Annotated in this window: 8 protein-coding genes and 1 pseudogene; 2 read left to right on the top strand and 7 right to left on the bottom strand. The window is 68.8% G+C overall.

What is annotated here, in order from left to right; genetic code table 11:
* From D7X55_RS26385 to D7X55_RS26400, 4 genes and pseudogenes are all read right to left on the bottom strand, one after another.
* A pseudogene (locus D7X55_RS26385) lies at positions 1-289 on the bottom strand (hypothetical protein); the annotation flags it as partial.
* 4 nt (positions 290-293) lie between these two features.
* A complete protein-coding gene (locus tag D7X55_RS26390; protein ID WP_121724509.1) occupies positions 294-2,912 on the bottom strand; it encodes a TonB-dependent receptor domain-containing protein in 2,619 nt (872 codons plus the stop codon).
* Positions 2,913-2,942: 30 nt separating this feature from the next.
* Positions 2,943-3,755, bottom strand: coding sequence for an OmpA family protein (locus tag D7X55_RS26395; RefSeq protein WP_120546124.1), 813 nt, complete (start codon positions 3,753-3,755; stop codon positions 2,943-2,945).
* 117 nt (positions 3,756-3,872) lie between these two features.
* Positions 3,873-4,475: a chalcone isomerase family protein gene (locus tag D7X55_RS26400; RefSeq protein WP_233610077.1), complete on the bottom strand. Its 603-nt coding sequence runs from the start codon at positions 4,473-4,475 to the stop codon at positions 3,873-3,875.
* Between the two features lie 563 nt (positions 4,476-5,038).
* Here D7X55_RS26400 and D7X55_RS26405 point away from each other — a divergent pair.
* A complete protein-coding gene (locus tag D7X55_RS26405; RefSeq protein WP_121724510.1) occupies positions 5,039-7,204 on the top strand; it encodes a molybdopterin oxidoreductase family protein in 2,166 nt (721 codons plus the stop codon).
* A gap of 421 nt (positions 7,205-7,625) precedes the next feature.
* Here D7X55_RS26405 and D7X55_RS26410 read toward each other — a convergent pair whose 3' ends face one another.
* Complete coding sequence (locus D7X55_RS26410; protein WP_121724511.1) at positions 7,626-8,594, bottom strand: homocysteine S-methyltransferase family protein; 969 nt, start codon at positions 8,592-8,594, stop codon at positions 7,626-7,628.
* A gap of 39 nt (positions 8,595-8,633) precedes the next feature.
* Positions 8,634-9,284 (bottom strand): SDR family NAD(P)-dependent oxidoreductase, encoded by a 651-nt coding sequence (locus D7X55_RS26415; protein ID WP_121724512.1) that lies wholly within the window; start codon positions 9,282-9,284, stop codon positions 8,634-8,636.
* Positions 9,285-9,379: 95 nt separating this feature from the next.
* On the opposite strand from D7X55_RS26415, the gene gcvA reads away from it, so the two are divergent.
* Positions 9,380-10,297, top strand: coding sequence for a transcriptional regulator GcvA (gene gcvA, locus D7X55_RS26420; RefSeq protein WP_121724513.1), 918 nt, complete (start codon positions 9,380-9,382; stop codon positions 10,295-10,297).
* On the opposite strand, the gene D7X55_RS26425 is transcribed toward gcvA, so the two are convergent.
* Positions 10,294-11,346: lysylphosphatidylglycerol synthase domain-containing protein (locus D7X55_RS26425; protein WP_306437749.1), on the bottom strand; the 1,053-nt coding region annotated here is incomplete at its 5' end. The two genes, gcvA and D7X55_RS26425, sit on opposite strands and share 4 nt — an antisense overlap.

Genomic DNA, 11,346 nt, shown 5'->3' on the forward strand with positions numbered 1-11,346 from the left:
GCACCCCGCTGTCCCCCGGACACGCCACGTCCCCGTAGGGGTTCACGTCCGGCCGGCACAGCGCGTACGTCACCGTCACCGGACGCGCGTCCGGCGTCACCGCCAGCGCGGTGAACGTCACCGGCGGCGGCAGCGTGGAGGCGTTCGGATCCAACGCCAGCTCCGGCGGCTCCGCCTTGATGCCGAGCACGCGCACGCTGCGAATCTCACTCTGGGCGTCGAAGTCGGGGCCGCTGCACGCGGTGGAGCCCAGCAACGCAATCACAGACAGCAGGACGGGAGTGCGCATGGCGTCAGAAGGCTCCCTTCAGGCCGAGCACGGGCAGGATGGGCAGGCCCTTGAAGAACTCGCGCTGAGAGTAGTTGTAGTTGTAGGCCACGCCCTCGACCGACTGGTTGTTGTACGCGTTCGTCAGGTCCAGGTAGAGGTCCAGGTTCCACGTGTCGAAGATGAGGTTCTTGTCCACGCGGATGTCCAGCTGGTTGAACGACGGCAGCCGCTGCGAATTGACCCGCCCGTAGTACGGGATGAACACGTCCGACGTGTCGTCGCGCTTGGAGCCCAGCACCGGCGTCGTCGGGTTGCCGGACGCGAAGCGGAACCGCGCGCCCACCTCCCAGCCCTTCGGCAGCTTGTAGCTGGCGATGGCCGTCAGCACGTGCGTCTGGTCGTTGTCGAACTTGCGCCAGCGCGCGTCCGGCGCGTCCCGGCGCTCGCTGCGCGACAGCGTGTACGAAATCCAGCCGAACAGCCGGTCCGTCAGCGCCCGGCGCACCAGCAATTCAAATCCGTAGATGCGCCCCACGCCGCCGTTCTTCAGGTTCTCCGGCACGGACTCGCCGTTGCGCACGACGCGCGCGTTGGAGCGCACGATGAGGTCATCCAGGTCGTTGTAGAAGACCTCGCTGCCCACGAACCACTCCGGCCGCGCCTGCCACTCGGCGCCCACGCTGTACTGGAGCGACCGCTTCGCTCCCAGGTCCGGATTGCCGAACCCCGGCGACGGCTCATCCTGCACCGGCGGGCTGTGGTAGACGCCCGCGCCGCCCTTCAGCGTCAGCGTCTCCGTGAGCGCGTAGCGCACCGCGAGCCGGGGGTTCACCGAGCGCTTCACCTCCTGCTGGTCCGTGAAGACGTAGCTCTCCGTGCGCACGCCCGGCACCACCAAGAGGTCCTTGATGGGCCGCCACCGCACCTCCGCCCACGCGGACGGGTAGTACTGGGTGAACTTCCCGTCGATGTTGATGAGGTCCTCCGTGACGAGCGGCGACGGAGGCTCACCTTCCCGAGGCGGCTGCTGGATGCTGGCCCTCACGTTCGCCAGGTTCGCCACCACGTCCAGGCCGCCCGCCACCGTCACGCTGTCGTTGAACGCGTACTCCACCGTGGGCCGCAGATACAGGTCCGTGGACGCGATGCGCAGCCCGCGCTCGCCAATCTGGAAGTCCAGGATGGTGTTGCCCACCAGCGCGTGCGTGTCGAGCGTCAGCTTGCCCTCGCGGAACTGGTGCCGCAGGCGCAGCTGGTTGAAGCCCGTCGTCACGTCCAGGCCGCCATTCACGGTGGGATCGCCATCCGCCGGCTGGTCCAGCAGCAACGCCAGCCGGTCGCGCGACGTCAGGCCCTGCAGCGTGAAGGTGTGGCGGCTCGCCGGCTTCCACACCAGCTTCGCCTGCGCGTCGTAGTAGCGCGGCGCCACCTGGAGGCTGTCGTCGTCGAACGGCACCGCCTTGAGCACCAGGTCGATGTACGAACGCCGGCCGCCAATGGCGAAGCTCAGCGTGTCCGTGATGGGCCCCTCCACCACGGCGTTGGATTCAATGAGGCTGATGCCCACCGTGGCGTGGAACCGGTCCGTGCGGGGCTCGCGGCTGCGCACGTTGATGACGCCGCCGGTGATGTCGCCGTAGTACGCGGAGAAGTTGCCGGGCAGGTAGTCCACCGCCTCCAGCAGGTCCGAGTTGTACACGGAGGTGAGGCCACCGAAGTGGTACAGGATGGGGATGCGCAGGCCGTCCAGGAAGACGCCGGACTCCTGCGGGCTGGTGCCTCGGATGACCAGCGCGCCGCCGTTGAACGCGGGCCGCGCCACGCCCGGCAGGTTCTGCACCACCTTGAGCGTGTCACCCTGCGTGCCCGGCACGCGCTGCACCTCCGCCACGGTGATGGTCGTGCGCGTCACCTCCTTGCGCTCGCGGTCGCTGCGGACCACCGTCTCGTACTGGCTGAAGATGCGCTTCTGCACGTAGTACGTGGCGCGCGTCTCCTTGCCCTCTTCGATGGTCTCCTGCGTCTTGAAGCGGTCGTAGTTGCCCATCACCACGACCACCGGGTGCGTGCCCACGGGGACGCCCCGGAAGGAGAAGCGCCCTTCGTCGTCCGTGACGGCGGAGCGGTCCAGTTCCGTGAGCACCACCTCCGCGCCCACCAGGGGCTTGCGCGTGCCGCGCTCCAGCGCCTGGCCGCTGAAGTTCACCGGGCCCTGCGGCTCCTGGACCCCACCGTCCGGCGAGACCTCCGGAGGCGCTTCCGGCGCGCGGAAGACGAACTGGTAGGCGTACTGGATGCGGACCGGCGCGGGGACGTTGTCCACCTCCGCGGGCTCGAACTGGAACTGCTTCACCGCCTCCACGGCGGCCTCGTCGAAGCCGTGGCCCGCGGGCTGGGTGATTTCGACGTTCGTGACGGCGCCCGTCTCCGAGATGTCGATGAACATCACCACCGTGCCCTCGAGCTGCTGGGCGGCGGCGTCCGGCGGGTAGGCGGCTTCGACCTGACGCAAGAGGGCGGGCGGCCTGGTCAGCACGCCCGTGGGAGCGCCTGCGTCGCCAGCGGGGGTTCCTGCGTCCGGAGCCTGTGCCACGGCTCCGGTCGCAAGCAATACACAGACGACGCAGAGGAGCGTTCTCATGACGGGTGCGCGGGTCTCCCGCGCGCCGTCCTAGCGCCCTCCGAGGCTGGGCGCGAGCACGATTTCGATGCGCCGGTTCTGGCTCTTGTGCTCCGGCGTGTCGTTGGGGACCAGCGGCTGGTACTGCCCGTAGCCCGCCGCGGACAGCATCGTCGGATCCACGCCAGCGTCCTGCAGCGAACGAACCACCGCCATGGCGCGCGCCAGGCTCAGCTCCCAGTTGGTGGGGAACTGTCCGCCGCCGGTGGGCACGTCATCCGTGTGGCCCTCCACGCGCACGATGCGGCCCTGCACCGTCTTGAGCGCGTCGGCGATCTTCGTGAGCGCCTCCTGCCCTTCCTTGCCCACGCGCGCGGAGCCGGACGCGAAGAGGATCTTGTCCTTGAGCTGCACGGTCATCCGGCCCTTCATCTCCGACAGTTCAATCTTGCCGTCGGAAATCTCCTGCTTGAGGGACTGGGCCAGGTTCTCGTACTCGGAGCTCTTCTTCTCCAGCTCCTCCTTCGCCTGCGCGAGCTTCTTGGCGTTGCGCCCCAGTTCGTCGTTGAGCGCGGCCAGCTGCGCGTTCTTGTCCTCCAGGGCGCGGCGCTCGGCCGCGGCGGTGGTGAGGCGGTTCTCGGAGGCGTCCAGGCGCGTCTGCAGCGCGGTCTTCTCCTGCTCCAGCGCGGCCTGCTTCTCCTCCAGCTCCTTCACCTTCGCCTCGGCCGCCGTGCGGGCCGCCTTCTCATCCGTGAGGTTCTTCGTCAGCCCCTCCGCCTCCAGGGCCTTCTCGTTGAACTTCCCCTGCGAGACGCAGCCCGTGGAGAGGGCAACGAGGGCAGCCAGAACCAGACGTGTCCGCATAGGTGCGATTCCTCCTGACAAGGATGTTGGTGGGTCCGAGACTACCGCGCTCAGACCCGCCGCCTAGGAGAAACGCGCATCCAATTTGAGGCCCAACTTCCCTGCCAGGCGAGCCGGCTACTTGGGGAAGATGGGGTGGGTGTCCAGCCAGGAGCTGAAGAGGGCGTCGGCGAAGGACTTGCCGGGGATGTGGACGCCGCCGGACGCGCCGCCGGAGACGTGGAGGCCGGAGCCGGGCAGGTAGGTGAGGACCAGGTCGTCGCCCTTGCGCACGTCATGGAGGGACGACAGGAGCTTCTCCAGGGACTGGTTGAGGGCGTCCTGGCGCATGGCCGGGTTCTGGCGCAGGCCCTCGCGGAAGCTGCCCACCAGCTGGTCCTTGGTGATGGTGCGCAGGAAGCGGAAGTGCAGGCGCTTCAGGCTGTTGGAGGCGACGGCCTCCTTGAAGCAGGTGGGCTCCTCCTCCATGTAGAGGCTCCACACGTACACGTTGAAGAAGAGCTTCTTCTTCAGCTCCATGTGGGTGAGCGCCAGCGTCTTGCCCTCCACCTGGAGGGAATCCGGCATGTTGACCCCGCCCGCCTGTCCCGCGTGGGCCACAGAGCCCACCAGCAGGAGCAGCCCCAGCGCGACCCCTCGCGCCCCCTTTGTCCACGCCGTCCCCGTCATCGCCTTCCCCTTCACCCTCTTCCCACAGTCGGTGATCGCAACGGTGCGCATGCTCTGGAAAACCGCCACGGCGGCGATCATTGGTTTGTGCACCATTGGACGGCATCAAGACGCCCAAGGCAAGGCTGTTGGGGGCTCAAGTGACTCCCCGGCTGTCAGGTAGCCGGGACGGATGGCACAGGGCGTCGTGAAACCTGGGAGATGGGACTACTCCGGAGGCAACGTACGGAAGGCCACCTGGAACGCGATGCTTTCGCGTGCGCGAGACAGCAGCCGGTAGACGTGTCCCGCCTCATCCAGGCGCCCGATCCATCCGCACGCCCGTGACCTCGGCGTCGTGGACCTCCACGTTCAGGAAAGCCATCGCGGGGAACAGTCTGTCACCCAGCCGCGACCGCCCTCAACTCGGGCATCAGTGGTTTCTCCATTCCAGCGCGTCCTGCCTCGGCATCGAGCACCTCCACGAGCATCCTCGCCATCGATGAAGAAGTCCCCAAGGGGTCGTACGGCTCGATGGCTCCCTCAGCAAGCCGCCAGCGGACATAGCGTCCTGAATATCTCTTTCCCATTGGAGACAGACCCACCTTTGGTTCCGCGGCGTAGGCTCACCGCCCATGAGCGCTTCCGTCCACTTCCGCACCTGCAACCTCTGTGAAGCCATGTGTGGCGTACGCATTGAAGTGGCGGATGGGCGCATCACGTCCATCAAGGGCGACGCGGAAGATCCTTTCAGCCGGGGCCACATCTGTCCCAAGGCCGTGGCGCTGCGCGACCTGCACGAGGATCCGGACCGGCTGCGCCACCCCATGAAGCGCACCGCTTCCGGTTGGGAGCGAGTGTCCTGGGAGGACGCCTTTCGCGACATCAGCCAGCGGCTCCATGACCTCCAGAAGGAGCACGGGCCGAACAGTGTGGGGGCGTACCTGGGCAACCCCAACGTGCACAACCTGGGCGCGATGATGTTCGCCCCCCGGCTCCTTCGCGCGCTGCGCACGCGCAACCGGTTCTCCGCCACGTCCGTGGACCAGCTGCCCCATCAGCTCGCGGCCCACCTCATGTTCGGGCATCAGCTGCTGGTGCCCATCCCGGACATCGACCGCACGCGGTACATGCTCATGCTGGGCGCGAACCCGCTCGCGTCCAATGGCAGCCTGATGACGACGCCGGATGTGCGCGCCCGGCTGCGCGCCATCCAGGAGCGCGGGGGCAAGGTCGTCGTCATCGATCCCCGCCGTACAGAAACGGCAGCCATCGCGGATCAGCACGTCTTCGTCCGTCCTGGCACGGATGCGCTGGCGCTCTTCTCCTTGCTGCATGTCGTGCTGGAGGGGAACGCGCACCGCATGGGACGGCTCGCGGCGTTCGTGGACGGCTTGGACACCGTGCTGCCGCTCGTCCGCGACTTCCCTCCGGAGCGCACGGCGCCGCACACGGGCATCGCGCCGGACGTGCTTCGCGGCATTGCCCGGGACTTCCTCGCCGCGGATGGCGCCGTTTGCTACGGCCGCGTCGGCGTGTCCACGCAGCCGTTCGGCTCGCTCTGCCAATGGCTCATCAACGTCCTCAACATCGTCACCGGCAACCTGGACCGCGAGGGCGGCGCGCTCTTCACCCTTCCGGCCTTCGACCTCATCGGCGGGCCTCGAGCGTTCGGCGTCAGCCCTGGCAGCCATGGCCGCTGGAAGAGCCGGGTCCGGGGCCTGCCGGAGTCCTCTGGAGAGCTACCGGTCGCGGCGCTCGCGGAGGAGATCCTCACCCCGGGCGAAGGCCGCATCCGCGCGCTCATCACCCTGGCTGGCAACCCCGTGCTGTCCACGCCCAACGGCACGCAGCTGGATACGGCGCTGGGACAGCTCGACTTCATGGTGAGCGTGGATCCGTACCTCAACGAGACCACGCGCCACGCACACTACATCCTGCCGCCCGCGTCCCTGCTGGAGCGAGGACACTACGACCTCGTCTTCCACGTGCTCGCCGTGCGCAACACCGCGAAGTATTCGCCGCCGGTGTTCGCCGCCGGTCCGGACGCGCGCCAGGACTGGGAGATCGTCCTGGAGCTCCAGCACCGCCTGGAGACCCTGCGCAAGGGACGAAGCATCCGAGCACAGCTCCAGCACCAGGCCCTCAAGCGCCTGGGGCCGGAGCGCATCCTCGACCTGGGCCTGCGCATGGGGCCGTATGGCTCACGTTTCCATCCACTCAAGAAGCACGGCCTGTCACTCGCGAAGCTTCGCGCAGCGCCACACGGCATCGATCTGGGCCCGATGAAGCCCAGCCTGCCCGGCCGGCTCCGCAACCGCGCCAAGCGCATCCAGCTTGCACCGGAGCTGCTGGTCGCGGACGTGGCCCGGCTTCGCGCCGCCTTCCCGGACGACGCGGCACCTCGCGAAGGCGAACTGCTGCTGATTGGCCGGCGGCACCTGCGAGACAACAACTCATGGATGCACAACGTGCCGGGGCTCGTGAAGGGCCGTCCCCGGTGCACGCTCATGGTGCACCCGGATGACGCCTCACGCCTGGGGCTCACCGAAGGAGCGAACGCCACCATCCGCTCGCGAGTCGGAGAGGTCACCGTTCCCGTCGCCGTCACTGCGGACGTGATGCCCGGCGTCGTCAGTCTGCCGCACGGCTACGGCCATCAGCGTCCCGGCATCCGCCAGCAGGTCGCCAGCGCGCACGCAGGCGCCAGCATCAACGACCTCACGGATGATCAGGCGCTGGACGTCGTCAGCGGCAACGCAGCCTTCAGCGGCACGCCGGTCCAGGTCCGGCCGGCCTGAGCCCCCGAACAGCCTGGGGTGTACCCCGCCGGTCTGACGCGGTTCCAAAAAACCTGTCCGACAGTCGGACAAGTTCAGCCGCCCGGATGGGACGGAGGCTCCCCGGCCACGGTCCTCAAAAACCTGTCCGACTGTCCGACAGGTCTCTGCGGCCAGGCTGGCGCAGAGCCCCCAGCATCGGTTCTCCAAAAACCTGTCCGATTGTCCGACAGGTTTCCGCTGCCTGGATGAGGCGAGCCCCTGGCCAGGGGCTTCCGGGAACCTGTCCGACTGTCCGACAGGTTTCCGCTACTTGGATGGGGCGGCGGGCCTCAGACGCGGTTCTCCGAAACTTGTCCGACTGTCGGACAGGTTTTTGAAGTTCGCCGCCGCCGGGGTGGCCCTGCCCGAAGGCCTCGGACCTGGCTGACCGCGTTGGCCGTCACTCCGGAACGCTTTCTGTCAGGGCGCTGGCCAGTGCGGCGATGTGCCGCTCGTCGGTGCCGCAACACCCTCCGAGCAGGCGCGTGCCGCATTCCTCGTGGACGCGCGCCATCTCCCTCGCGAATGCGTCCGGCGTTTCGCTGTCGAGCTCCGCGCGCCCATCCAGTTCCTCGGGCGAGAGGCGGGAGGTATTGGCCTGCAGGCCCACCACCCGCTCACCGAGGGACGGCGAGGCAGCCAGTTGGCGCGACAGGCCTTCGCGGAAGACGGAGGGATGGACGCAATTCACCATGTACGCGGTCGGGCGCGCGCCAGGCAGGGCATCCATGCGCGCCACGGCTTCGGCCAGCGGAGTTCCGTCGAGCAGCGTCCCCGTGGGACGGAGGATGAAGCTCAGCAGGAATGGCGCGCCCGTGCGCGCCATCGCCTGGGCGAGGCCCTCCGCCTCCGAGAGGGCCGGCAACGCCTGCGCCACGAGGAAGTCCACCCCGGCGCGTGCCAGTGCTTCAACGTGGGGCGCGTGGAAGGCCGCGGCCTCCTCGCGTGAGAGCGCTTCTTCGGGCCGGTAGGCATCCCCTCGACACCCGACGAGCCCTCCGATGAAGACTCCCTCACCCCGGCTGCCCACCTCCTCACGCAGGCCCGCGAGCAACTTCACCGCCTCGCCGAAAACGTCGCGGCCGGTGAGGCCCGCTCGCGCGAGCCGTTCCGCGTTCGCGCGCCAGGTGGGCGTGAGCAGGAGCGTGGGCAGGCCGTGGCGCAACCCGATGTCGCGATAGTCGCGGTAGATGCCGGCGAGCGCCTCGCGTCCCTCCAGGTGGAAGAGGAGGCCCGCGTTGGCCACGTGCGGATCCAACAGTCCCGCGGGATGGCGGCGCAGACGTTCGACCACGGAGCCTTCGGTGAGCACCCGGGGTGCCTTCTGCAGGGTTTGAATGAACCGTGCATGGTTCGCCTGACCGCTCATCCGCGCGCCTCTCCTTCCGCATCACCGCGATGCCTGGAGTCAGTTGTACTGGTTGCGTCCCGCCATGACACCGCCGTCGACATCCCAGATGGCGCCGGTGACCCAGGAGGCCTCGCTCGACAACAGATGGGCAAGGGTCCGCGCGACATCCTCCGCACGGCCCACGCGGCCCAGCGGATGGACGTAGATGGGGGTCTCGACGACCGCGGGCGAAACCGCGTTGACGCGGATGCCATGGCCGGCCAGCTCCATCGCCAGGTGCTGCGTCAGTGAATGCAGTCCCGCCTTCGCCATCGAATAGGCCGAGGAGGGAGTCGCCTGGATGGCCTGGCGGGCCCACATCAAGCCGATGTTCACGATGGCGCCCCCCTTGCCCAGTGCGACCATGGATTTCGCGACGGCCTGCGTGATGAAGAAGACCGCCTTGTTGAGGTCGAGGTACTGGTCGTAATCGCGCTCCTCGTGCTCCAGGAACGCCTTCGGCAGGAAGACGCCCGCGGCGTTGACCAGCAGCGTCGCGTCGGCGTGCTCCCCTTGCAGCCGGGCCATCAGCGCCTGCCTCTCGGCGCTCGAGGTGATGTCCGCGCGCAGGCCCTCCACGGGACCGAACGCGGCCAGCTCCGTGACGGCGGCCTGGAGTTTGTCCTCCCGATGCCCGATGACCACGGCTCGCCCACCCTCCTCGAAGATGAGCTATCTCGTCAGCGAGAGGATTCATGCGCCTGACCAAGTGAGGTCACAATCGAGATGATCTTGGCTTCCGGCAAAGGAAATCTTGACCGCCCATGAGCGCACCCGAACACCTCAATGCCTTGCGCGCCTTCGAGGCGAGCGCCCGGCACGAAAGCTTCTCCGCCGCTGCCTCTGAACTTCACGTGACCCCGGCGGCGGTCGGGCAGCTCGTGCGAAGCCTCGAGGAGGCGCTCGGCACGCCGCTGTTCCACCGGGGCACGAGCGGACGGAAGCGGCTTGTCCTCACCGAAGCGGCCCAGCGGGCGCTGCCGGACATCCGCGCGGGGTTCGAGCGGCTGAGCATCGGCGCCGCCCGGCTGAAGGAGGGCTCGTCGGCCGGGGTGCTGACCGTCACGGTCAGCCCCGCCTTCGCGGCCAAGTGGCTCCTGCCACGCCTGGAGCGGTTCCAGGCCGCATGGCCAGAGCTGGACGTGCGGTTGGATGCGTCCACCGACCTGCTCGACTTCGCCGCTCGCGGAGTGGACATCGGCGTGCGCTACGGAGCTGGGAGCTGGCCCGGACTGGCAGCGGAGAAGCTGCTCGACGAGGAGGTGTATCCCGTCTGCTCACCGGCGCTCCTGCGGCAGAACCGCCGTCCGCGCCGGCCGTCGGACCTGCGCGGCCTGCGGCTCATCCACGACAGGTCCGTGGATGCGCGCCTGGGATTCGCCACGTGGGATGCATGGCTGGAGAAGGCGGGCGCGAAGGGCGTCGAGACGCAGCCGGGCTTGCGCATCAACAACTCCGCCTCGGTGTTGCAGGCGGCCATCGACGGACAGGGAGTGGCGCTGGCCCGCAGTATCATGGCGCATGACGACCTCGCGGCCGGACGGCTGGTGCGCCTGTTCCCGGAGGTCGAGTTCCCTTCCGTGCTCGCCTACTACGTCGTCTACCGGCCCGAATGCGCCACGCTGCCGAAGCTGGTGGCGTTTCGTGACTGGCTCGTTCGCGAGGCGGCGAAGAGGACCTAGCGGTACACCGGCGCGGGCAGCACGGGGGGCACCACCGGCGCGGCGGCCGCGACCTTGGCCTTCGCTCGCCACACCAGCGGCGTCAGCGCTCCCACCAGCACGAACACCGCCTGCACCGTGTGCGCGAGCAGCGCGATGGACATCGCCTTCGCCGCCGTCGTCCCCATCGCTCCCGCCGCCAGTGAGAACATCCCGTCCGTCACCCCCACCTGTCCTGGCACCAGCGAACCCATCGCCAGCGCCACCAGGTAGAGCCCCTGCGTGAAGAGCGCCTGCACCACCGTCGAGTCGATACCCACCGCGTGCGCCAGCACCGCGTACTGCATCACCTGCAACACCCGGCTGCCCAGGAACGCCAGCATGGGCCGCCAGGGACACAGCCCTCCGGCGCACAGCGAGGCCTGGAACGCTTCCGCGTGGGTGCCCCACTTGCCGCACCGCCTGCGCATCCACGCGCCCACCCGCTTCGCCCGCAGCCCCGCGCGCACGCCCAGCGACGCGAGCAGCAACACGACCCCGTGCACCAGCATCGCCACCGTGAACGCGCTCCAGCCCGTCATCAGGTACGCCGCCAGCGCGCAGGGGAAGGAGATGAGCCCTCCGGCCCCCAGCGACGCGGACTGGGACGTGGCCGCCGCCGCCGTCGCGGACGCGCCTCCCGCGTAGGGCGTCAGCAGCGTGGCCTTCGTCGCCTCCGCGGCGGCGCGGCCCGCGGGCGCCATGCTCGACACCGCGGTTCCAATCAGCTGCGCTCGCACCAGGGCCGACAGGGGCACCTGGCCCGCGCGCGCGCCATAGGACAGACGTGTGGCCGTGGCGTCGCAGGTCTGCCGTCCCAATTCGATGAGCACCACCCAGGGGAGCAGCGGCAGCGCATCCAGGAGCGTCGTCTTCAGCTCCCCCGCGCCGGCCTTGTGCACCAGGGTGCCCAGCATCCCCAGGCCACCCATCGCGAACAGGGGCTTGAGGACCGTGAGCAGCCTGCGTCTCCAGACGCACGGTGTGGCGGAAAGCCCCTCCCCGACGACGGCCCCCGGCCCGGCCAGGGC

This window comes from Corallococcus sp. AB049A, from assembly GCF_003668885.1.
Taxonomy (GTDB): Bacteria; Myxococcota; Myxococcia; order Myxococcales; family Myxococcaceae; genus Corallococcus; species Corallococcus interemptor.

Bases quoted from the DNA above. Each gene is read 5' to 3' on its own strand.
- D7X55_RS26390 (WP_121724509.1), bottom strand. From the start codon at position 2,912: ATGAGAACGCTCCTCTGCGTCGTCTGTGTATTGCTTGCGACCGGAGCC.
- D7X55_RS26395 (WP_120546124.1), bottom strand. From the start codon at position 3,755: ATGCGGACACGTCTGGTTCTGGCTGCCCTCGTTGCCCTCTCCACGGGC.
- D7X55_RS26400 (WP_233610077.1), bottom strand. From the start codon at position 4,475: ATGCGCACCGTTGCGATCACCGACTGTGGGAAGAGGGTGAAGGGGAAG.
- D7X55_RS26405 (WP_121724510.1), top strand. From the start codon at position 5,039: ATGAGCGCTTCCGTCCACTTCCGCACCTGCAACCTCTGTGAAGCCATG.
- D7X55_RS26410 (WP_121724511.1), bottom strand. From the start codon at position 8,594: ATGAGCGGTCAGGCGAACCATGCACGGTTCATTCAAACCCTGCAGAAG.
- gcvA (WP_121724513.1), top strand. From the start codon at position 9,380: ATGAGCGCACCCGAACACCTCAATGCCTTGCGCGCCTTCGAGGCGAGC.